26 protein-coding genes are annotated in these 20,677 nt (G+C 35.7%); 9 read left to right on the top strand and 17 right to left on the bottom strand.

Annotation, left to right across the window (positions count from 1 at the left end):
• Positions 1-145 precede the first annotated feature (145 nt).
• On the bottom strand, positions 146-1,171 hold the full coding sequence (locus BN1372_RS04940; protein WP_230198803.1) for a CAP domain-containing protein: 1,026 nt from the start codon (positions 1,169-1,171) through the stop codon (positions 146-148).
• Positions 1,172-1,244: 73 nt separating this feature from the next.
• Positions 1,245-1,664, bottom strand: coding sequence for a CBS domain-containing protein (locus tag BN1372_RS04935; RefSeq protein WP_062197743.1), 420 nt, complete (start codon positions 1,662-1,664; stop codon positions 1,245-1,247).
• A 204-nt stretch (positions 1,665-1,868) separates the two neighbouring features.
• On the opposite strand from BN1372_RS04935, the gene BN1372_RS04930 reads away from it, so the two are divergent.
• Positions 1,869-2,225 carry a YugN family protein gene (locus BN1372_RS04930; protein WP_062197742.1) on the top strand — a complete coding sequence of 119 codons (357 nt, stop codon included), beginning with the start codon at positions 1,869-1,871 and terminating at the stop codon, positions 2,223-2,225.
• Between the two features lie 28 nt (positions 2,226-2,253).
• On the opposite strand, the gene BN1372_RS04925 is transcribed toward BN1372_RS04930, so the two are convergent.
• From BN1372_RS04925 to BN1372_RS04910, 4 genes are all read right to left on the bottom strand, one after another.
• Positions 2,254-2,616, bottom strand: a complete 363-nt coding sequence (locus BN1372_RS04925) for an Asp23/Gls24 family envelope stress response protein (RefSeq protein WP_062197741.1) — start codon at positions 2,614-2,616, stop codon at positions 2,254-2,256.
• Between the two features lie 191 nt (positions 2,617-2,807).
• Entirely contained in the window at positions 2,808-4,238 is a 1,431-nt protein-coding gene (locus BN1372_RS04920) for a cryptochrome/photolyase family protein (protein WP_062197740.1), read from the bottom strand.
• Between the two features lie 74 nt (positions 4,239-4,312).
• Positions 4,313-5,449 (bottom strand): putative lipid II flippase FtsW, encoded by a 1,137-nt coding sequence (gene ftsW, locus BN1372_RS04915; RefSeq protein WP_062197739.1) that lies wholly within the window; start codon positions 5,447-5,449, stop codon positions 4,313-4,315.
• Between the two features lie 60 nt (positions 5,450-5,509).
• A complete protein-coding gene (locus tag BN1372_RS04910) occupies positions 5,510-5,842 on the bottom strand; it encodes an Fpa/YlaN family protein (protein ID WP_074018134.1) in 333 nt (110 codons plus the stop codon).
• A 263-nt stretch (positions 5,843-6,105) separates the two neighbouring features.
• Between BN1372_RS04910 and BN1372_RS04905 the strand changes: the two genes are divergently transcribed.
• Positions 6,106-6,609 (top strand): hypothetical protein, encoded by a 504-nt coding sequence (locus tag BN1372_RS04905; protein ID WP_062197738.1) that lies wholly within the window; start codon positions 6,106-6,108, stop codon positions 6,607-6,609.
• Between the two features lie 66 nt (positions 6,610-6,675).
• Here BN1372_RS04905 and BN1372_RS04900 read toward each other — a convergent pair whose 3' ends face one another.
• The 3 genes from BN1372_RS04900 to BN1372_RS04890 all read right to left on the bottom strand — a co-directional run bounded on the left by BN1372_RS04900 (position 6,676) and on the right by BN1372_RS04890 (position 9,484).
• Entirely contained in the window at positions 6,676-7,152 is a 477-nt protein-coding gene (locus BN1372_RS04900) for a group II intron maturase-specific domain-containing protein (protein WP_222704670.1), read from the bottom strand.
• Positions 7,153-7,482: 330 nt separating this feature from the next.
• A complete protein-coding gene (locus tag BN1372_RS04895; RefSeq protein WP_062201101.1) occupies positions 7,483-8,853 on the bottom strand; it encodes a PhoH family protein in 1,371 nt (456 codons plus the stop codon).
• A 166-nt stretch (positions 8,854-9,019) separates the two neighbouring features.
• A complete protein-coding gene (locus tag BN1372_RS04890; protein ID WP_062197737.1) occupies positions 9,020-9,484 on the bottom strand; it encodes a pyridoxamine 5'-phosphate oxidase family protein in 465 nt (154 codons plus the stop codon).
• A 237-nt stretch (positions 9,485-9,721) separates the two neighbouring features.
• Here BN1372_RS04890 and BN1372_RS04885 point away from each other — a divergent pair, with 237 nt between their 5' ends.
• On the top strand, positions 9,722-9,925 hold the full coding sequence (locus BN1372_RS04885) for a YlaI family protein (RefSeq protein WP_062197736.1): 204 nt from the start codon (positions 9,722-9,724) through the stop codon (positions 9,923-9,925).
• A gap of 2 nt (positions 9,926-9,927) precedes the next feature.
• Positions 9,928-10,155, top strand: a complete 228-nt coding sequence (locus tag BN1372_RS14930) for a hypothetical protein (protein ID WP_062197735.1) — start codon at positions 9,928-9,930, stop codon at positions 10,153-10,155.
• A 220-nt stretch (positions 10,156-10,375) separates the two neighbouring features.
• Here BN1372_RS14930 and BN1372_RS04875 read toward each other — a convergent pair whose 3' ends face one another.
• The 3 genes from BN1372_RS04875 to typA form a co-directional block, all read right to left on the bottom strand.
• Positions 10,376-10,666: a hypothetical protein gene (locus BN1372_RS04875; RefSeq protein ID WP_062197734.1), complete on the bottom strand. Its 291-nt coding sequence runs from the start codon at positions 10,664-10,666 to the stop codon at positions 10,376-10,378.
• Positions 10,663-11,004, bottom strand: a complete 342-nt coding sequence (locus BN1372_RS04870) for a YlaH-like family protein (protein WP_062197733.1) — start codon at positions 11,002-11,004, stop codon at positions 10,663-10,665. Before BN1372_RS04870 ends, BN1372_RS04875 begins: the two co-directional genes overlap by 4 nt.
• Before the next feature lie 173 nt (positions 11,005-11,177).
• Entirely contained in the window at positions 11,178-13,013 is a 1,836-nt protein-coding gene (gene typA / locus BN1372_RS04865) for a translational GTPase TypA (protein ID WP_062197732.1), read from the bottom strand.
• A 143-nt stretch (positions 13,014-13,156) separates the two neighbouring features.
• Here typA and BN1372_RS04860 point away from each other — a divergent pair, with 143 nt between their 5' ends.
• Positions 13,157-13,351 carry a DUF5325 family protein gene (locus BN1372_RS04860; RefSeq protein ID WP_062197731.1) on the top strand — a complete coding sequence of 65 codons (195 nt, stop codon included), beginning with the start codon at positions 13,157-13,159 and terminating at the stop codon, positions 13,349-13,351.
• A gap of 26 nt (positions 13,352-13,377) precedes the next feature.
• Here BN1372_RS04860 and BN1372_RS04855 read toward each other — a convergent pair whose 3' ends face one another.
• Both BN1372_RS04855 and BN1372_RS04850 read right to left on the bottom strand, forming a co-directional pair.
• The gene (locus BN1372_RS04855) at positions 13,378-14,184 is read right to left on the bottom strand and encodes an inositol monophosphatase family protein (protein ID WP_062197730.1); all 807 of its coding nucleotides are present in this window, start codon (positions 14,182-14,184) and stop codon (positions 13,378-13,380) included.
• 80 nt (positions 14,185-14,264) lie between these two features.
• Entirely contained in the window at positions 14,265-14,453 is a 189-nt protein-coding gene (locus BN1372_RS04850; RefSeq protein WP_062201098.1) for a hypothetical protein, read from the bottom strand.
• A gap of 350 nt (positions 14,454-14,803) precedes the next feature.
• Between BN1372_RS04850 and BN1372_RS04845 the strand changes: the two genes are divergently transcribed.
• On the top strand, positions 14,804-15,433 hold the full coding sequence (locus BN1372_RS04845; RefSeq protein WP_062197729.1) for a YktB family protein: 630 nt from the start codon (positions 14,804-14,806) through the stop codon (positions 15,431-15,433).
• A gap of 18 nt (positions 15,434-15,451) precedes the next feature.
• Here the strand turns inward: BN1372_RS04845 and BN1372_RS04840 are convergent, their stop codons facing one another.
• Positions 15,452-15,745: a UPF0223 family protein gene (locus BN1372_RS04840; protein WP_062197728.1), complete on the bottom strand. Its 294-nt coding sequence runs from the start codon at positions 15,743-15,745 to the stop codon at positions 15,452-15,454.
• A gap of 70 nt (positions 15,746-15,815) precedes the next feature.
• Positions 15,816-16,781, bottom strand: a complete 966-nt coding sequence (locus BN1372_RS04835) for an NAD(P)H-dependent flavin oxidoreductase (protein ID WP_407656436.1) — start codon at positions 16,779-16,781, stop codon at positions 15,816-15,818.
• 220 nt (positions 16,782-17,001) lie between these two features.
• Here BN1372_RS04835 and BN1372_RS04830 point away from each other — a divergent pair, with 220 nt between their 5' ends.
• Positions 17,002-18,474, top strand: coding sequence for an aminotransferase class I/II-fold pyridoxal phosphate-dependent enzyme (locus tag BN1372_RS04830; protein WP_062197727.1), 1,473 nt, complete (start codon positions 17,002-17,004; stop codon positions 18,472-18,474).
• Positions 18,475-18,513: 39 nt separating this feature from the next.
• Here the strand turns inward: BN1372_RS04830 and BN1372_RS04825 are convergent, their stop codons facing one another.
• A complete protein-coding gene (locus BN1372_RS04825) occupies positions 18,514-18,813 on the bottom strand; it encodes a DUF3055 domain-containing protein (protein ID WP_062197726.1) in 300 nt (99 codons plus the stop codon).
• 231 nt (positions 18,814-19,044) lie between these two features.
• Between BN1372_RS04825 and BN1372_RS04820 the strand changes: the two genes are divergently transcribed.
• A complete protein-coding gene (locus BN1372_RS04820; RefSeq protein WP_062197725.1) occupies positions 19,045-20,037 on the top strand; it encodes a 4Fe-4S binding protein in 993 nt (330 codons plus the stop codon).
• A 166-nt stretch (positions 20,038-20,203) separates the two neighbouring features.
• The gene (locus BN1372_RS04815; protein ID WP_325062693.1) at positions 20,204-20,635 is read left to right on the top strand and encodes a DUF1885 family protein; all 432 of its coding nucleotides are present in this window, start codon (positions 20,204-20,206) and stop codon (positions 20,633-20,635) included.
• Positions 20,636-20,677 lie beyond the last annotated feature (42 nt).

Genomic DNA, 20,677 nt, shown 5'->3' with positions numbered 1-20,677 from the left:
ATCACCTCTTTTAGCTTTATCTATCGTTACTATATTCATTCTTTAAAAAAGAGGTGCTTTTTTATCGCCAACTCTAAAAAAGGAAGCCCTTCCTTTCAAAATATAAGAAGAAGGGATAATATCTATGCCGAGAACCATTATTTTTTCATTTTGTAATAAAGTTTTGCGTGTAATATAAATCATCTACTCCTACTCCAAGTTCTTCAAAATCAGGGCTAAGCATTGCTTTTCGGTGCCCTTCACTGTTTAACCAACCATTTACTGCTGCCGGTGCGTCAATATATTTGGCAGCAATATTTTCCCCCGCCATACGATATTTCACATTTCCATTATTTAGTCGCATCGATAAATCTCCTTTTGTCGGGGAGACGTGGTCAAAATAGTGGTTGTTTTTCATATCTTCACTATGTCCTAAAGCAACTTTCGCGACTCCTTCATTCCATTTTAATGTGTTTAGTCCATGTCGTTTTCGGATAATATTCGTTTGGTCAAATATTTGTTTTTTATTCGCTTCATCAATGGCCAATTGTTTTTCTAGATTTACATTAGGAACTTCTTTTAACGGTCCCTGATAAACAACTGAATACGGTCGAAGCATTAAAAGTGTTTCCACATCGACAACACGTACACTAGATAATTCATTTAAAAACTGGTCTAAATATAATATTGCATAATACCCTTCTTCAAATGGAACTAAAGGGTTTGTATACATTTCTTTTTCCGGTACTTCGAACTCATATTTTGTTTGTTCATCACGTACGCTAATGTGCGGTTGTATCGTATGCTGTTTTACAATTTCCGTTGTCCTTTGTTTCATATAAAAAGGAGACATATTAACGGCATCTCCCATAGCATACACTGTTACTACTTTTTTATTTTTTATGCCAACTTGAAAATACGTGTCTTCCGTTTGGTTATATACCCACCATTCATATCCGTAACGGGATGGATCAATTCGTGCTGGGGAACCATATTTTTGTTTCACTTCATCAGCTGAAAGTCCCATTAATGATAGTACACTATCTTCTGATACAACGGCTGCTTGATTCGTGGATTCTGTCTTTACTTCCTTGGATTCTTCCATATCGTTCCATATGTTGCCTAATAATTCATATCCCCCGAATAATAACAGTAGCAATACGATGTATAATAAAATTTTTAAAAAACGCACTTCCATCCCCTCCTTTTTCCCTAAATGTATTATATACCACCAAAACAAAAAAAGTGCATCAAAAAGATGCACATTAATATGTTTCACTAATACTACTTAAAGCCACTCCTGCAGATTGATCTGTTTCGTTGCGTACAGCAAAATCACCAAGTGAAACAATCCCAATAAGTTGTTTATTTTCTACTACAGGTAAACGACGGATTTGATGTTGAGCCATTATATTTGTTGCTTCTTGTACATTTGTATCTGGCGTAACCGTAATCAGCTCATTCGTCATAATATCCGTTACTTGTGTTGCGTTTGGTTTTTTCTCTGCTACCCCACGAACAACAATGTCACGATCTGTAATCATCCCCATAATTTGTTGTTTCTGATCACAAATTGGAATGGCACCAACATTTAATTCTTTCATTTTTGTAGCTACTTCAAATACGTTATCTTCTGGATAACAACAATCAATTTCATGTGTCATGACATCTTTTACAGTCCTCATTGTTTTCCTCCTTTTCGTGTTTTCGTTTTTAGAATAACCAACTATGCTTGTTTTATCCCACATGAACAAGGAGTAAAACCTCCACTTATGGACAATTTATTTATGACAACTTCACAGAAAATAAAGAAATGATAATTGCATAATTTTTCGTTTTCTACTATGATTAAAAGGTAGAATAGCTTTTTTAAGGAGGGAATGTACATAATGCGTTTTGAGGGAACTGGCATTGAAAACAAAGAGCTTCTTTTTGGGGAACTAGAAGAAGTAATGGAACATGCAGGTTTTAATCGCGGTGGTCATTGGGATTACGAGCGTGTCACTTATGACTATAAATATGAAGACACTTCAAATGGTGATGTTTATTATTTACGCGTTCCAGGTGTGGCAGTACGCGGTGAAATCGAACAAACTTCAGCAATCGTAAAATTAATGACACCTTATCTAGGAAAACATTACTATCCACATGGGGTAGAATACGATGAAGAATTTCCAGAAGCACTTGTAGAAAGCTGTAAAAAAGTATTAGCAGAACTAAATAAACACCTTACGCACGGCGAATAATAAAAACGCATGAGTCACTCATGCGTTTTTATTTTGCTTCTTCTTGCGAGAACTTTACTTGTGTCACCATGACATTCACTTCATTCACCGTAACTCCTGTCATCATTTCCACTTGCTCTTTAATATGTTTTTGTAAGTTTTTACATACTTCATGGATTTTAACACCAAAATGAACGGCGATTTTTACTTGTAGCACCACTTCATTTTCCACACTTTTTACGTTAATTCCTTTTTGCTCTCCGCGATTCGTCACGACACTAATTAAGTTTTCTTTTAAATCTGCTACCGTGTTTGCAATTCCTTCTACATCATTAATGGAATATGCTGCAATTAAACTAATCACATTATCGTTAATTATTAATTGTCCATTAGGTAATTGTTGTTCAATCATTTTTTCACTACCTTTCTTCGTTCGGCCTAAACATTTACTCTTTATCCCTTTATTCGTGTACCGTTTACACTTTTCCTCTTTTCATCTACAAATACAACGATTGATAAAGTTCAGCGTATTTTTTTACTAGGAAACGACCTTCTTTTACTCTCATTCCCGTTCTTATTCTAACATATTCCTAAAAAACAAAATTATTGTTCTCCTTTAAAGAAAGCTAATACTTTTTGACGCTGCTCTTTATGATTGACAGTGGGATATGGATAGTCTTTCCCAATGATACACCCAACTCTTGCTTGTTCCGCTTCATTCATTTTATGCGGTGTATGGATATATTTCGTATCGACGTTTTTTAATTCTTCGACATACGTTCGAATATACTGTCCTTCTTCATCAAATTTTTCTCCTTGTGACGTTGGATTAAAAATTCGAAAATAAGGAACTGCATCCATACCAACAGAAGCTGCCCATTGCCAATTCCCAGTATTCTGAGCTGGGTCATAATCAATTAACATGTCTTTAAAATACTGTTTCCCAAGTTGCCAATCAATTCCATAATCTTTCGTTAAAAAATTCGCGACCACCATTCGAACCCGATTGTGCATAAAGCCCTCTTTTTTTAATTGACGCATCCCAGCATCTACAAATGGATATCCTGTTTTTCCTTCTTTCCACCGCGTCAACCATTCTTCATTCGTACTCCATTGTAATGAACGATATTTTTCTTCAATTGCTTCTTTTTCTGACTGAGGGTAGTAATAATAAATCATATGAAAAAATTCTCGCCATGCTAATTCTTTTAGAAAACTTTCTGCTTCGTGACTGCCAGTTTGATCAAATACTCGTTTTACGATATAGTACATACTTCGCGGAGAGATCGCTCCTACTCGCAAATAAGGAGACATGTGACTAGTTGCATCTAGTATGGGATAATCCCGAACTTTACTATATCTTAATAACGTTTCTTTCACAAAAGTTTGAAACGACTGCACTGCTTTTTTCTCGCCAATAGGATAAACTGTTTTTTTCGTTTTTTGAATAAATAGTTGAACGGCTTTTTCTGTTTTTTCATCTACAGCCGAGTGCCAGTAAGAAAATGCTTTTAACTCTTCGTTATTAATTTTATATACTGGTGGTTTTTCTAGTTTTACCCACGCTTTATAATACGAAGAATATATTTTATAAAATGTACCATCTGACTTTTTTACATCTTCTGCACGATGAAGGTGCGCATCTAAAAAAGACTGAAAAGCAATGCCGTTTTTTTGCACCACCTCTTTTACCCGCTTTTCTCGCTTCGCTTCTTCTCCAACTTCACTTGTATTCGTATAAATAGTGGCTAGTGACGGAAATGTTGCTTGTAGTTGAGAAATAACGTCTGCTTCATCCCCAGAAAGGAGATGGACTGGCATCTCATGTTTTTCCATTCCTTTTTTAAATTGCACAACAGTCTGAAGATAATATTCATTTTCATATGTATGTTTCGTCATTTGATCGTTAGTTAGATGGACAAACATGATCCATTTACTGTTTGTCTTTTTACACGACTGTATTGCTTCAAAAAGCGCGTGATGATCATGTAGCCTAAAGTCCCTTTTTAGCCAAACTGCAACAAAACGCTCCATCCTTATTCACCTCATATTTAGAGTGAGTGGAATGAAGCGTTCTGTCAACTATTTTGATTATTGTGCAGTCTTTTTTATGATTGCTTTTGCCTATTTCGATTTACAGCAGCAGAAACATTTAAAACAATCCCCATCGAAATTAACGTTGCTAATAATGATGAACCTCCGTAACTAATAAAAGGCAACGTAACCCCAGTGACTGGTAACAAGCCAACTGCCACGCCAACATTTACAATGGTCTGAAATCCTAGTAATGTCACAATCCCTAAAACTAATAAACTTCCAAATAAATCACGACAATAAAAAGCAATAACATAACCACGAATTACAATATAAGCAATTAATAACAACACGAAAGCGACACCAAATATTCCGAGTTCTTCTGCCACAATCGAAATAATCATATCGGTATGTGGCTCTGGTAAATAACCAAATTTTAAAATTGATTCCCCTAATCCTCTTCCAAACACACCACCAGAAGCAATCGCAATCAATGAATATTTCACTTGATATCCATTTTCTGCTTCAAAGGCATTATAAGAAGCGGCAAATCGCGAAAGTTGCTGTTCTGAAAGCACCTTGTCACCCACAAATAACACCACGAGCACCGCAATGAGTAATAATCCAAAAAACATAAGCCAAAATTGTTTTAAGGGCATACCAGAATAAAATGTTAAGACAAGTGCAATAAATAAAATTAACACACCTGTTCCTAAGTCAGGTTGTAAATAAACGAGAAAAAAGATACCCCCAACTAATATTAATGGTGGTAAAATAGCTTCACTAAATTGATTAATTCGGCTTTGCCGTTTCGAGTAAATAGCAGATAAATACAAAATCGTAATGATTTTTGCAAATTCAGCAGGTTGAATAGCGAAAATTCCGAGTCGAAACCAACTTTGGGCGTTATTAGCGCTGTGACCAGCAATTAAAATGAAAAATAAAACAACAAAAATCCCAATTACTAAAATCATAATCCATTTCAAATACTTTTCATACGGAATATTCATCACAATAACCATTGCAAACAAGCTCCCAATTGCAACAATGAGTTGCTTTTTAAAAAAATCCGTACTTTTTCCCCCGTATTCCAAAATAGACACAGACATACTAGAACTATACACCATAATTAAACCAAAACTAACGAGTAGTAAAACGGCAATTAAAATGGTGTAATCAAAATACTTAATGTTTTGAACGATTCTTTTCATTTTATCATCCTCAAAAAAAGTGGAATGCAATTTACGTAAATGAAACAACTGATTCTTCCGCTATCTTTTATGTTTTTTCATGTTCTTCCTATGATTTTGCTGGCTACCTTTCATTGATGTAGATCGTTCTTCATATAATGCTGACAATTTTTTTTCAACATTATCTAACAACTGTTTCCCATCCTCTTCACGAATTAAACTTAGACGAACAGCAAAATCAATTTCGCGCGATAATCCAAACATTTGTGTATCTAATACTTCTTCATACAACGGACACTTTGGCATCGTTAAATTGTTTAATTGAACCTCAATTAAATTAATAATTTTATATGCATCTGCTGTTAACAAATCAAAGGCTTCTTTGTTGATGGCAGTATTTGTTTTCGTGCTCATGTATACCCCTCCGCTCAAGCTAATATCTTGTTTAAATCTTATCGCTTTCAACTATATTTTGCAACTACCAAATGCTAATCATTCTCATTCTGTCTTGTTATCTTCTCTTCAAACGCAACTTCTCCTTCTCGCCATCACACTTTTGCTCCTCCCCGTCCAAAAAAGCATTAAATAGAAAGTTCGTCCAACCGTATGAAAGTGACAAATAAGAATCTTTTCTTTATACTTATAAATAAAGTTAAAGAGAGTGAGGAGGTGCTCATATGATAAAAACAATAGCTCTAGTCGGCCAATTAAAACATTCCTTAACATTAGATCCAAGTGTATGGATTTTTGATGATCGAAAAATTGATTTAACGGATTATTTTAATGGAAAGCACAAAGAAGGGGATAACCATCTCGAAGAATACACGAAAAACGTTTCTGCCCATTGGGACCGAGAATTAACAGAAGGTGCGCTATTTCCTCCTATTAACAAAAGTGTCAAACATTTTGAAAAAGAAAAAATTTTAAAAGGTACATACGGAATGAAATTAAAACCGTTCATTATCAATGCTGAAGTGTTAGATAGCGCAAGTAAAGCCGTTCTAAAAACGGAAAAAGGCGAAACATTTAAAATTACATTACAACAATTATTAGATGGAGTCGTTCAATTTTCAGAAAACGGAAAACCATTGCAAGAAGATGGTCCCATTTATTTTTATTTTGGCGATGGCTCCAACAAAGATACTCCTTTTACAAATATTATAGAAATTGAAATCGAATAGAGGGAAAAGTTAAGTAACTTTTCGCCCCTCTCACGCCACCGTACGTACGGTTTCGTATACGGTGGTTCAATAGTTTGAGTGTACGAACTGGTATTGAAGAGCGATGTCTTTATAACCTCTTGATGCCAGTTCTTTATCTGTTAGTGAACAGTGAAGGACATGGCTTTTGGATAGAGTCCAATAGCTTTTTCTTGTATTCGACCATTCGTAAGCTTTATGTTTATCGATACCTAAGCCAATTAGATTTCTTCTTTTCGTACGTGGATTTTTCCATTGCTTCCAAATATATTGTCTCATTCTTCGCTTCAACCAACCATTGAGATTTTTCATAAACCCTTTCATTTCCCCTATACCGTAGTAGTTTATCCACCCTGTCATAAGTTGCTGGATTTCTTTTAAAATCACTTCAAAATTCCGTCCACGATTGCGTTTGGTGATTCGCTTGAGTTTCTCATTGACGGTCGCCTTCGCTTTGTTAGGAAGACGAATTTTAACTCCATTCTTTGTGGCTAGTAGACAGAAGCCAAGAAACTTGCGTTTCAAAGAACTTCCCACTGCACCCTCACAAGACCCCCTGGTAAGAGTAAAAACTTTCCTCCCATGTAACTGTTAGATTTACTGTATAGGTTTCGGGCAGTATCGGACTTTATCTTGTTACGTAGATTTATCCGACCTAATTCAGCCTTCTATCTAATTTCTGTTCGTCAGTTCAGGAGTTTGCGTCCAGCTTCCTTCATCCACTACGCTACCTTGCCTTTCGCTAACAGTTCCTACCGCTAGGCCTTTAGTGGACTTTCACCACCAAGTTTTCGCCCATGCAATGCGCACGTAAAATAAGAAGGTCGCACTCTACAAGGTGCGACCTTCTTGTTGTTATAATAAATCAGCTGCTAATTGCGCTAATTTGCTTCGTTCTCCTTTTATTAATTGGACATGTCCACTAATCGATTCTTGTTTGAATTTTTCCACGACATACGTAAGTCCATTATTATATTGATCGAGGTACGGGTGATCAATTTGTGCAGGGTCACCCATTAACACGATTTTACTATTCTCTCCTACACGTGTTAAAATCGTTTTCACTTCATGCTTTGTTAAATTTTGCGCCTCATCAATAATAATAAATTGTTCTGGAATACTTCGTCCACGAATATATGTAAGAGCTTCTACTTGAATGGAATGCATTCCAGATAAAATACGATCGATTTCTCCAGGATTTTTCACATCAAATAAATATTCTAAGTTATCATAAATCGGCTGCATCCATGGGCGTAACTTTTCTTCTTTTTCCCCAGGTAAATATCCGATATCTTTTCCAAGCGGAACGATTGGGCGTAGTACAACTAGACGTTTATACCAATTTAAATCTTCTGTTTGTAACAAACTCGCGGCTAAAGCAAGCAACGTTTTACCCGTCCCTGCTTTACCAATCATCGTTACAAGTGGGATGTCTTGGCGTAACAATAACTCGAGTGCCATTTTTTGTTGCACGTTGCGCGGTTTAATTCCCCATATTTCATGGGTATCCGTATGGCATTTTTTAATCATTTCACCTGTTTCATCTACCATCCCAACAGCAGAAGCAGAACTTCCGAGTGCATCCTTTAAAATAACAAATTGATTTGGATAAAAAGGATGCTGCGCAATAGCGGTTGTCGGCAAACTTTCGTCTTGATAAAAACTTTCTAACAAGTGCCTTGGTACATACATTTCTAAAAAACCAGGATAAATACTCGTACTTTTTTCAATTACCCGATCGCTTAAATAATCTTCGGATGGTATTCCTAGTGCATCAGCTTTCACACGTACGAGTGCATCTTTACTTACTAAAATGACAGGTTTGTTTTCTTTCGTTGCTCCTTGCTCTTTTTGTAAATTTAATGCAATAGCTAAAATTCGATTGTCATTCGTTTTTTCAATAAAAATTTGTTCTAACGTATCCATTGAACGATGATTTAATTCTATTCTTAGTGTCCCACCATTCGATAATTTCGTACATTCATGCAAATTTCCTTGTAAGCGCAATTCATCAATGATGCGCGAAAACTGACGGGCATTATAGCCCACTTCATCCATATTGCGTTTTTTAGAGTCCACTTCTTCTAATACAACTGCTGGGATAATAACATCATTATCTTCAAAAGCAAAAATGGAATACGGGTCTTGCAATAATACATTGGTATCGAGCACATATATTTTTTTCAATGTACGACCTCCTGCACATCCTACAATTCCCCTTTTCATCATCGTATGCTCATATTTCTCTTTTATGTTCGTCAACCTCCCCATACTCATGATTGAGCGGGTGCATTGGTAGCCATCTCCACTTTTTTGAAGTTTCATCGACGAGTTGTATTATTTTTCCTAAACGAACAGCAAACTTTCTTTTTCCTTGCAAAAGAAACTTAGTTTAAGACAAACTAAGCTTTTTCATTGCTTCCATTACCTGTGCATCAAGTTTATCTGCTGCGTTTTTATCATATGTCTTTTCATATTCGGGAGGAGAAGATATTTTTCCTCCATAAAACATCACATCGCGAACTTGAGTCACATCTACTTTCACAAGCGATAACAATAACGGTACCTCTTTTAATCGCTCCATCGAAATAGAAGCATTTCCATATATCGAATAAGTGGAGTCATCTCCAATCACCGTAATGGCGACTTTTTTCTCTTGTTTAATATTGCGAATTAAGCGTGAACGCATATCAATCACGAAATAAACAGTAGTAGAGTTTGGTGCATACACCCAACTAATAGCATGCAGACATGGTCCTTTCGTTTCAAAGTCGATACTTGCAAGTAAAACGTAGCGCTCTTTTTGTAAGATGGACAGTAAACTTTCAGACAATCTGTTTTCTGATCGATTGTGCATCATAAACGCTCCTTTCTCTTTCTAAAATTACTATTCCTTTCTTTTACAAAATATAAACACAAAATGTTATTTTATGAGTATCTCTTTCTTTTTTGTTATACTACCTTTATAAGCTTTTTTAATAGATAGGGTAGACAAGTTCATCTACCCCACTTCTCCCTATTTCCTAATGATTTTTCCGTAATTTTGTATGATAGTATGTCCCGTTTCAGCGGGATTTTATGAAGAGGTGATAAGATGAGAGTAAAATGTGTATTATGTGACAAAATCGAAAATATTGATAGCGAATCAAGCGTAGCGAAAAAATTAAGAAATAGACCCGTTCATACGTATATGTGTCAAGAATGTACAGACCGTATTGCCAAAAAGACAATCGCACATCATGAAAGTGGAAATTTTAAATTATATACACCTAAAAAACAACCTTCTGATTGGTGGTAACGATGACGAAACGTGGATTTATTTACGGTACCATTACTGGATTTTTATTAGGATTGATCTTTTATCTAATAGAAAAAGTAATGGATATTAAACTATTCACCTTATTGTTAAACGTAGATTTTATTCCTATTTTAGGAACGATATCTTTTCCAGGTATGTGGAGTTTTTCTTCCATCTCATTGTGTCCTAGGCAATTGCGATTACCTTTGTTTGTGTCGTTCACTTTTTGAAAGCAACAGCTTTTTTCGCCTTGCAACTAACTGCCTTTTTATTAATATTTCCCGCTTTTTTATTGTACTTCCCTTTAACCGCTTGGACGCCAAAAGAAGTACCTGCCCCCAACGGACTTCACTGCTTTTTTCGATTGGGTTATCGGGCACTTTCTTTATAGTATTAGCATAGGTTATTTAAAATATCGCCACGTACATAGTAAAAACAGCGACGGTTAGGTTAATCGTCGCTGTTTTTAATGGTATACATTTTTGGATTCGCTTCGATTTCTACTAATAATTGTTCAATCATTTCATTTGGAAATCGATACGAACGTTCTTTTTCTCCTTGCATAAACGACACTTCATACCATTCTTCCTTTTTTTCATACGAAACATGTTGAACACGATGCTCTTCTTGCAACATATTTATAAACAATTGCATCGTTTCTCGTGCAGCATCGTCGTCTGGTCTTGCTTTCAACACTACGTCAATCGTTAGCCAATTATAAATCATATCTTGAAGGTTCATGGACGAGTCACTTCCCCTTCAGGTGATGTTTTCTGTTTTTTAGACTGATGTAAACGAATTTTATAAATCGCCAATACTACAACCGAAATAGCTAACACTTCAGCTACTGGATATTTAATTCCAAAAAGGGTAATTGGAAAACATCCGATAGCGAGAAGGAAATAAATAATTAAGTTTTTTCCAAGCGTTAGTTTTTTTGCAAATCCTAACTTATACACGATAATTGATAAAATCGTGATGATTCCAAACAATAACCAAAAACTAATTTGCCCATTTTCTGGAAACCCAACTAACTTTGCCGAAAAGGACAGCATGGATTCCACTTGATTATCCGTCATGGATACATTCCTCCTTTACAATAGATAAATGGGCAGCAATTCCCTTTCTTATGGAAGAGAACAACTGCCCGTAAAACAGAGCTAGCGTAAAAAGCTACATTTGTTTTCCACTTCATCCACTACAGAATGAAGACATCTTTCTTTATTATACCGTCTAATACACGAACCGCCTATTATTTTGTCGTACGTTTTGCTGCTTTTTCACGTGCATTTTTATTTAATATTTTTTTACGTAAACGAATCGATTCTGGTGTTACTTCACAATATTCGTCTTCATTTAAATACGATAACGCTTCTTCTAGTGACATCACTCTAGGACGTTTAATCGTTACCGTAGAATCTTTAGCAGAAGCACGCATGTTTGTTAATTGTTTTTGTTTCGTAATGTTTACAGTTAAGTCATTTTCGCGGTTATGTTCCCCGATAATCATTCCTTCGTACACATCTGTACCTGGTTCTACGAAAATAATTCCACGATCTTCTAATTGTTGAATCGCATATGCGGTTACTTTTCCGCTTTCTAAAGCAACTAGTACACCTTGACGACGTCCGCCAAGACTTCCTGGAATCATTGGTTTGTAGCACTCAAATGTATGGTTTAAAATCCCATATCCTTTTGTTTGTGCCATGAATTCTGAACTATATCCAATCAATCCACGCGATGGAATTAAAAATTCTAAACGAACTTGTCCTGTATCACTATGCACCATGTTTAACATTTCACCTTTACGATACCCTAGTGATTCCATAACGCCACCTGTATATTCATCTGGTACATCAATTTGCACCCGTTCAAACGGTTCACATTTCACACCATCTATTTCTTTTACGATAACTTCTGGTTTAGAGAGTTGGATTTCATAGCCTTCCCGGCGCATCGTTTCAATTAAGATGGATAAATGAAGTTCTCCGCGTCCAGAAACAACCCACATATCTGGAGACTCCGTATTTTCTACTCGTAAACTAACGTCCGTTTCTAGTTCCGCTTTTAACCGTTCTTCGATTTTACGACTAGTAATAAATTTCCCTTCTCGACCTGCAAAAGGACTGTTATTTGTAACAAATGTCATTTGTAGCGTTGGTTCATCAATGTGAAGTGCTTGAAGAGCATCTAAATGATCCGGAGGACAGATTGTTTCTCCAACATTGATTTGTTCCATTCCAGAAACAGCAACGATGTCACCCGCCTCTGCTTCGTTAATTTCAATTCGTTTTAAACCAAGAAAACCGAATAATTTTGTTACGCGGAAATTACGCACTGAACCGTCCAATTTCATTAACGATACTTGATCGCCTACTTTAATTTTTCCGCGGAAGACACGTCCAATCCCGATTCGTCCTAAATAGTCGTTATAATCAAGCATGGTCACTTGAAATTGTAGCGGCTCATCAATGTTGTCGATTGGCGCAGGAATCGTTTCTAACACTTGATTAAATAGGACTTGCATGTTTTCTTCTTGGTCGCTTGGATCTGGAGAAAGACTTGCTGTTCCATTTAATCCTGATGCATAAATAACTGGGAATTCCAGTTGATCTTCATCCGCTCCTAAATCGATAAATAAATCAATTACTTCGTCAATAACTTGTTCTGGTCGTGCCATCGGTTTATCAATTTTATTTACAACAACGATTGGTGTTAATTTTTGTTCTAATGCTTTTTTCAATACGAAGCGAGTTTGCGGCATCGTACCTTCAAAAGAATCAACTACTAATAATACACCATCAACCATTTTCATAATTCGTTCTACTTCTCCACCAAAATCCGCATGTCCTGGTGTATCCACAATATTAATCCGATGATCTTTATAATTAATAGCTGTTGTTTTTGCTAAAATAGTAATACCACGTTCTTTTTCAATATCATTGGAATCCATTGCGCGTTCTTGTACTTGTTCATTGGAACGAAACGTACCTGATTGATGTAATAACTGATCGACTAATGTTGTTTTCCCATGGTCAACATGGGCAATAATTGCAATATTTCGGATATTCTCACGAAATTTCGTCATGTGAAAGACCGCCCCTTAGTAAAAAAAATTTAGCGTTGTTAATTATAACATAAACTCAGTCCGAATGTTTTAAAAGGTATTACTTTTTATTTTATTATTTTTTAGATAGAATGAAATATACAAGGGTGACAAGGAGGAACATAATGAACGAAACAAACAAAATCGATTTTATTAATTTAGCTATCGCTATTTTAGGGGTTACATGTTTTGTGCTAATCGGTGTATTTATTGCAGAACAAAGTATCATCGGAATCATCTTATCTTTACTTGCTGGTGTTGGGGTAATTGGCATGGGATTTGTTCGTCGAAAAAAACGCAGAGAACGCGGTGAAATGTAAAAGGTAAGGGTCGCTACACGCTTCCCTTACTTTTTTATCCCTTTTTTTAAATAGCGTTCTACGACTTCTTCATGTAATCCTGGCTTTGCAGCAAATAAACTTGTACTCGGGTGAAAAATTAATTCTTTTCCATGAACAGTAGAAACGACCGCTCCCACTTCTTTTAATATCACAAGACCAGCAGAATAATCCCACGGTGCAAGTCGCATCGACATGTACCCATCTAGCCTTCCAGCTGCTACATACGCTAATTCTAACGCTGCAGAACCGTACGCACGAGTTCCTCTCATATCACGGACTAAATTCGCTAATACGTGTGGATGGACATGCGGATTTTCGACTACCCAAGAAGGATTTAACGAAATCATTGCTTCTGGCACTTGAACTTTCGGTAATTTTGGTAGCGGTTTGTCATTCAAAAACGCTCCTTCATTTTCAATGGCATAAAATAATTCGTCCCCCATCACATCATAAATATATCCGACTTTCCCAATTCCGTTTACATATACCCCGATTGAAATCGCAAAATTACGATGTTGATGAACAAAATTCATCGTTCCATCAATGGGATCTACTAACCAAACGACTCCTTCTTTGATTACTTCTGTATCACCGAATCCTTCTTCTCCTAACATGTGGTGGTGAGGAAACTTCAATTTAATTTGTTCCATAAAAAATTGTTCGATTTTTTTATCCATGTTCGTTACTAAATCGTGTGGGTTCGATTTAAAATCAATTTTAATTTGATCTTTAAAGGATGCTCGTAACATTACTCCCGCTTCTTTCATCCACTCAAGCGCTTGAAGGTGAATCTCTTCTTTGTTAAATTCCATGGTCCTGCTCCTTTTTGTTGTCTATTTACAATATCATACAAAAAACGAACCCATTTGAAAAGGTTCGCCTTTGTAAGGGATTATGCTTCTAGTCTCATTAACTCTTGACTTAATTGTTGTAATCGATACTTTGTTTCGTTTATAGTCTCTATATCTTCTGCAATCATCGCGTCGTGTAGGGTTAATAACTCATAATCAATTTCTAAACGGAGAACTCGAATTCTATCTTCTGCATCTGTTCTTTTTAAGATATCAAGTACTTGTTTCATTTGACCTACACCCCTTTGATTTTTCATTAAGATAAATAGGAGAATAACTAGTCCAAGGTCCATGTACATCCTGTTGCTTTCTCACTAGTAAACTCCTTTTTCCACTATTAAAAATAAAAATGCTAAATTTTCTGAATCTTTATTAATATAATATTGCAAACGTAGGAAGAATGCAACTTTTTAGCACCTTTATTTGTGAAAAAGAACAGAAGGAAAGTATTCTTGTTTATGGAAGGAAATTTCCCCTACTATGCTTTTTCCACTTTTCCTTACTTGGTAAACATTTTAGAATAAGTCACATTTTATGATACACTAAAAAAAAGAAAACTTTCAAAAAAAGAGGGATAAATATGAACTTTACGGGATTTTCACCAACTGATTTTCAAATTTTCACAATGGATGGATTAGATGAACGAATGGCAGCGATTAAATCAGACATTCGTCCAAATTTAGAAGCACTAGGGGAAATTTTTGCAAAACGTTTAACTGAAAAAACGAATGAGACGATGTATTATCACGTCGCAAAACATGCTCGTAGAAAAGTAAATCCACCTAACGATACGTGGGTCGCTTTTAGTACAAATAAACGGGGCTATAAAGCTTTACCTCATTTTCAAATTGGTTTATTTGAAACGCACGTCTTTATTTGGTTTGCGATTATTTATGAAGCACCCATTAAAAAACAGTACGGTAGCACAGTGAAAGAACACGTAGAGGACATTCTTTCTCACATTCCACAAGACTTTGTTTGGTCGATTGATCATATGAAGCCAGAAGCGATTGCTCATCATACAGTAACGGAAGAAAAATTAACAGAAATGGCGAATCGTTTGCAAAACGTAAAAAAAGCGGAATTACTTTGCGGCATGCATATAAACCGGCAAGATCCTATTTTACAAACCCCAGAACAGTTTGTTGAAAAAGTGGACGAAACGTTTACGACTCTTTTACCACTTTATACGTTAGCTTCTAGAATCTAAAAAAAGGTACTGAACGGCTCAGTACCTTTTTTTCGTGTTTGGTTTTAATTGAATTTTCTGTCCATCTGGTGTTTTCTTTGCTTCTTGAATGGCATGGTAACAAGAATAACCAGATTCTTCATCAAATTGTTGACAAATTTGCTTTTCATCGCCTTTTCCAGGAACTACTTGTTTAAATCCTTTATATTTGATCATAAAATCATCTTTTTTTACACCTGTTTCATATGCTTTTTCTACATGTTGAAAAAAGGTGATAACTTTAATAACTTCTTCTTTCGTCCAATCGATATCTATAGGATATTGATAACTCACGGAAGACACCTGCTTTCATTCTTCTTTCGCTTTCTCATCATATCAAAACGAAAGGAAAAATCAATATTTTTTACAAGCGGTTGATTTTATTTAATTGGTCCGATGCTTCTTGAATCATTCGGTTTATTAATACTTCTACAGATGGGATGTCATGGATGCGTCCGGTAACTTGACCTGCCCAACCAAACCCTTCTGTTTCTTCCCCGTCATAAATATAACGGCGATTTGCTTTTCCACTAATGTATTCTTTTAACGCTTCATATGTTCCAAACCGCTCTTCTAATTCTAAAATTTTTTCGGTAAATACACTTTTTAACGCCCGTGCTGGCGCTCCTATCGAACGTTTAATAATAACTGTATCACTTTCATCCGCTTCAAGTAAACGCTTCTTATACGCCTCACTAGCGTGTACACACTCTTTTGTAGCAATAAAGCGAGTACCCATTTCGATTCCTTCTGCCCCAAGCGCTAATGCAGCTAAAAAGCCACGTCCATCGCCAATTCCACCTGAGGCAATAACTGGAATCTTCACGCTATCGACCACTTGCGGGACGAGCACCATCGTTCCAAGGTCATCCCTTCCTAAATGTCCTCCGCCTTCTTGTCCAACAACCATTACCGCATCTGCACCTAGTTCTTCTGCTTTTACTGCTTGGCGTTTCGCTGCTACTAACACGAGTTTTTTACAATCTGTCCCTTTTAACATATCAAAAATTGGAGCCGGATTTCCACCTGTCATCGAAATAACGGGCACATTTTCTTCAATTGCTACTTCTAGCATATGTTCAAATGGACGACCATGTTGTCCAATCGCAAAGTTTACTCCGAATGGATTCGACGTTTTTTCACGTACTTTTTTAATTTCTTGACGTAAATCTTCAGGTGATGCGCACGTCATCGCTGTAATTTGTCCTAAACCACCTGCATTAGAAACAGCTGCCGCAAGCTCCGAATAAGCTAAATAAGCAAGTCCTCCTTGAATAATGGGATACTCAATGCTTAATAATGTAGAAATACGCGTTTCAAATATGATCATCCACTTCCTTTCTTTTACTAAAGTCTTCTTTAACTAAATATTCGATAAATAAGGGAAAAAATCCTTTTATTCAGACAAAATAATATGAAAATACTTCTTTATTTCCTTTCGTCTGTTTGCTATACTTTTCTTGTTTTTTAGATTTTCTTGTTTTTTTTATGAATCAAACACTACATTCATCAATGATGATTAAATCCTTATTTTTAAAGGGGTGATTGCATTGTCACAAAATGAAATGCCATTATTTAATGGCTTACTAAAACATGCGCAACAAAATCCAATTCCATTTCATATTCCAGGTCATAAAAAAGGAGCCGGGGTAGAACGAACATTCGCAGAATTTATCGGACTAAATGCGTTGTCGATTGATTTAATTAATATTAGCCCTTTAGATGACCTGCATGCCCCACATGGCATTATTCAAGAAGCTCAAGCACTTGCAGCAGAAGCCTTTGGTGCTGATTACACCTTTTTTTCTGTTCAAGGAACGAGCGGTGCAATTATGGCGATGATTATGGCAACGTGTGGACCAGGAGAAAAGATTATCGTTCCCCGTAACGTCCATAAGTCTGTCATGAGCGCCATTGTATTTTCAGGTGCAACACCGGTATTTATTCATCCAGAAATTGATCATACATTAGGAATTTCTCACGGGATTACAACAAAAGCAGTAAAGAAAGCATTGGAAGTACATCCAGATGCAAAAGCGGTATTAGTGATTAATCCAACCTATTTTGGGATTGTTGCAGATTTAAAAGAAATTGTCGATGTTGCTCATGCTTACAACGTGCCTGTTCTCGTTGATGAAGCACACGGAGTGCATATCCACTTTCACGAAAAATTACCGATGTCCGCGATGGAAGCAGGAGCTGATATGGCCGCAACAAGCGTGCATAAACTAGGCGGTTCCCTTACGCAAAGTTCTATTTTAAATGTACGTACTAGTCATGTGTCACCAGAACGTGTCCAATCCATTTTAAGCATGCTAACGACTACTTCTACTTCTTATTTGCTACTTGCTTCTTTAGATGCAGCAAGAAAACAATTAGCAACAAAAGGACATGCATTACTAGAAAAAACGATTCAACATAGTCAATATGTCCGCCAAGAAGTGAATAAAATTCAAGGGTTGTATTGTCCAGGAAAAGAAATTTTACATGCCGAATCAACGTATGACCTAGATCCAACAAAAATTCTCATTTCCGTACGTGAAGTAGGAATTACCGGATACGAAGCAGAGATTTGGCTACGTGAACAATACAATCTCGAAGTAGAATTATCCGATTTATATAATATTTTATGCATTATCACACTCGGTGATAACGAAGAAACGATTCAAGTTTTATTACAAGCGTTACGAGCGTTATCGGGATGTTTTCTAAAAGAAGGACGCATGAAGCGAGAAGTGACTGTAGAAGTACCGGAAATTCCACTACTTGCTTTATCTCCTCGCGATGCCTTTTATAGCGAAACGGAAGTAGTCCCTTTTTCTGAATCGGTTGACCGCATTATCGCAGAATTTATCATGGTGTATCCACCAGGTATTCCAATCTTAATTCCTGGAGAAATTATTACGAAGGAAAACTTGGATTATATTATAAAAAACCAAAAAGCCGGACTTCCAGTACAAGGACCAGAAGACCATGCGCTGCAAACATTACGTGTCATTAAAGAATATAAAGCTATAAAATAACGAATAAAAAAATCGTAAGGAATCCTTACGATTTTTTTATTACTCATATTGTGGGGATAACGGAATCGTTGGAATCGCTCCGTTTAAAAACTCCGATAAATCTTCCGCTTCTTTTTCTGTTTTTAATAAAAATATCTCTTTTAAATATTGTGTATTTTTAATATCTTCCATATCTAATAACGTCGAACGACCAGATTGCATACATACAACTAACGGTTTCCCGAAAAATTTTGATGTATAAATAATCCCGAAATCATATCGCAAATCATCTGTATGAAATCCTACAAATCTTACTTTTGGGTTTTCATATTCATCATATAACTTTTCAAAGTACTCCATAAAACCCCTCCTTCAGAATTTTCATATTATTATTATAATTCAAAAAAATGTATAAAATCAAGTATTTTCATCTATTTTTTTACTATTTATTATCTTTTTTTCAATATCAAAGCCTTACAATTTCTCCTTTCACGAAATGTTCACAAATGCTACCCTCATCTTTTTTCTTTCTAGATTAAATATAGTAGAATAGAAATATGTGCGAAATATAACGAAGAAGGTGTTTTAGATTTGGCGAAGAAGCAAAAAAAAATTAAGTTAAAAGATTTTACGAACTTATTTATTCTGATTGCATACTTTTTAGTCCCTATTTTTGATATTTTCAGAATGGATATTGTAAACGGGGGATTTTATTTATTTACAAAACGCTTTTCGTTACATGAAGGCGTCGTATTATTACTTTCTATTTTATTTTTAGTGTTGTTTTTTGTTTCGATTACCAAGTGGTTTGGGCGTCAATTTTGTGGTTGGATGTGTCCACACAGTACATTTAGTGGCTATCTAGTAAAAATTACGACAAAAATTAAGTTTTTAAAGAAACGACCAAAGTTAGCAAAAGTAGTTGACTTTATTTTGTCACTCATCGCTGCTCCTGTCATTGCTTTCTCTTTATATGCTTATTTTTATGATCCAAAAGATTTACTAGATTTAATTTTACGTGCGGACTTCTTTAATGGATTAGGTGGCTCTTACTTAGCGACAACTGGTGTATTTTTCGTTTTCATTCACGTATTAAAATTCCAATTTTGCCGTACCGTTTGTCCATATGGAAAACTACAAATGTTATTTAGCGATAAGAAACCGAAAAAAGGTATTAAACATTTATTTAAAGGAATTAACTTATTTTTACTTATTATTATGGTACTTTTAACCGCAACACTTATTTATACAGCAATGGGGGCAAAAGGATTTAATGCAGAAGTTCGTTCAACAGCAAAAGGCTTACCTGTAGAAGGACAACTATTATACACATATAATATTCAAGTGGAAAATTACCAAGAAGAAGAAGAAACGTACACAATTACGTATGAAGGAATAAAAGATAATTGGGTAACAAAACTACCAGAAACTATTATCGTAAAACCTAGTGAAAAAGGGCAAGAAACGATGATTATACGTATTCCAGAAGAAGATTTTAATAAAAACTTTACGGTAAAAGTAACGATTACAAGCAGTAAAGGAAAAGAATTAACGAACGCACAATCCTTTTACACGCAAAAATAATCGTTCCAACCTTATCCTACGATAGGATAAGGTTTTTTCTTTTTTTAAAAAACATCTAACTATTTGTAAAAGTAGTTTAACTTTTCAGTTAAACGGTTGCGATGATGGAATTAATAATGCTACTATGAGAAAAGAAATGAAAATGAAAACGTTTTAAAGGAGCGTGATGACATTGGCACAAAGTGCTTTTATTAAGTTAGTACCTGCTTCTACGCAAACAACGATTACATTAGCTGAAGTAGAAAATCTTCTTACTTATTACCGAGATATTACAACAAAAACTGGCGACCAACTTTCATGGGAGTATGAAGCACACGCCTTCCCTTATATTCTTTCTGAAAAAAGAGAGGGAGACATGAAATGGCTTTCTTTAAAAGGAAAAGACGACACATTATACACACACATCTTGATGGGAGTTGGCACCGAAACAACAGAAGATGAAAATACGCAATCGTATATTCAAATTGTGTTACCTGACCAGGCTACATACGCAGATAAAAATAAGGCAAATGAATTTGCAAAGTTTTTTGCTAAAAAATTGTCTGGAGAATTGCACTTATTCAACGGACGAGTCATGTATTATTACAATAAAAAATAACAAGCTTGCCAAGAGAAGGGATAGGTCCCTTCTCTTTTTGCA

It is taken from the genome of Massilibacterium senegalense (assembly GCF_001375675.1).
GTDB lineage: Bacteria > Bacillota > Bacilli > Bacillales > Massilibacteriaceae > Massilibacterium > Massilibacterium senegalense.
The sequence above is the reverse complement of the archived record's forward strand: the minus strand, read 5'-3'. Positions and strand labels throughout refer to the sequence as shown.

Bases quoted from the DNA above. Each gene is read 5' to 3' on its own strand.
- BN1372_RS04935 (WP_062197743.1), bottom strand. From the start codon at position 1,664: ATGAGGACTGTAAAAGATGTCATGACACATGAAATTGATTGTTGTTAT.
- BN1372_RS04930 (WP_062197742.1), top strand. From the start codon at position 1,869: ATGCGTTTTGAGGGAACTGGCATTGAAAACAAAGAGCTTCTTTTTGGG.
- BN1372_RS04925 (WP_062197741.1), bottom strand. From the start codon at position 2,616: ATGATTGAACAACAATTACCTAATGGACAATTAATAATTAACGATAAT.
- BN1372_RS04920 (WP_062197740.1), bottom strand. From the start codon at position 4,238: ATGGAGCGTTTTGTTGCAGTTTGGCTAAAAAGGGACTTTAGGCTACAT.
- ftsW (WP_062197739.1), bottom strand. From the start codon at position 5,449: ATGAAAAGAATCGTTCAAAACATTAAGTATTTTGATTACACCATTTTA.
- BN1372_RS04910 (WP_074018134.1), bottom strand. From the start codon at position 5,842: ATGAGCACGAAAACAAATACTGCCATCAACAAAGAAGCCTTTGATTTG.
- BN1372_RS04905 (WP_062197738.1), top strand. From the start codon at position 6,106: ATGATAAAAACAATAGCTCTAGTCGGCCAATTAAAACATTCCTTAACA.
- BN1372_RS04895 (WP_062201101.1), bottom strand. From the start codon at position 8,853: ATGAAAAGGGGAATTGTAGGATGTGCAGGAGGTCGTACATTGAAAAAA.
- BN1372_RS04890 (WP_062197737.1), bottom strand. From the start codon at position 9,484: ATGCACAATCGATCAGAAAACAGATTGTCTGAAAGTTTACTGTCCATC.
- BN1372_RS04885 (WP_062197736.1), top strand. From the start codon at position 9,722: ATGAGAGTAAAATGTGTATTATGTGACAAAATCGAAAATATTGATAGC.
- BN1372_RS14930 (WP_062197735.1), top strand. From the start codon at position 9,928: ATGACGAAACGTGGATTTATTTACGGTACCATTACTGGATTTTTATTA.
- BN1372_RS04875 (WP_062197734.1), bottom strand. From the start codon at position 10,666: ATGAACCTTCAAGATATGATTTATAATTGGCTAACGATTGACGTAGTG.
- BN1372_RS04870 (WP_062197733.1), bottom strand. From the start codon at position 11,004: ATGACGGATAATCAAGTGGAATCCATGCTGTCCTTTTCGGCAAAGTTA.
- typA (WP_062197732.1), bottom strand. From the start codon at position 13,013: ATGACGAAATTTCGTGAGAATATCCGAAATATTGCAATTATTGCCCAT.
- BN1372_RS04860 (WP_062197731.1), top strand. From the start codon at position 13,157: ATGAACGAAACAAACAAAATCGATTTTATTAATTTAGCTATCGCTATT.
- BN1372_RS04855 (WP_062197730.1), bottom strand. From the start codon at position 14,184: ATGGAATTTAACAAAGAAGAGATTCACCTTCAAGCGCTTGAGTGGATG.
- BN1372_RS04850 (WP_062201098.1), bottom strand. From the start codon at position 14,453: ATGAAACAAGTACTTGATATCTTAAAAAGAACAGATGCAGAAGATAGA.
- BN1372_RS04845 (WP_062197729.1), top strand. From the start codon at position 14,804: ATGAACTTTACGGGATTTTCACCAACTGATTTTCAAATTTTCACAATG.
- BN1372_RS04835 (WP_407656436.1), bottom strand. From the start codon at position 16,781: ATGATCATATTTGAAACGCGTATTTCTACATTATTAAGCATTGAGTAT.
- BN1372_RS04825 (WP_062197726.1), bottom strand. From the start codon at position 18,813: ATGGAGTACTTTGAAAAGTTATATGATGAATATGAAAACCCAAAAGTA.
- BN1372_RS04815 (WP_325062693.1), top strand. From the start codon at position 20,204: ATGACATTGGCACAAAGTGCTTTTATTAAGTTAGTACCTGCTTCTACG.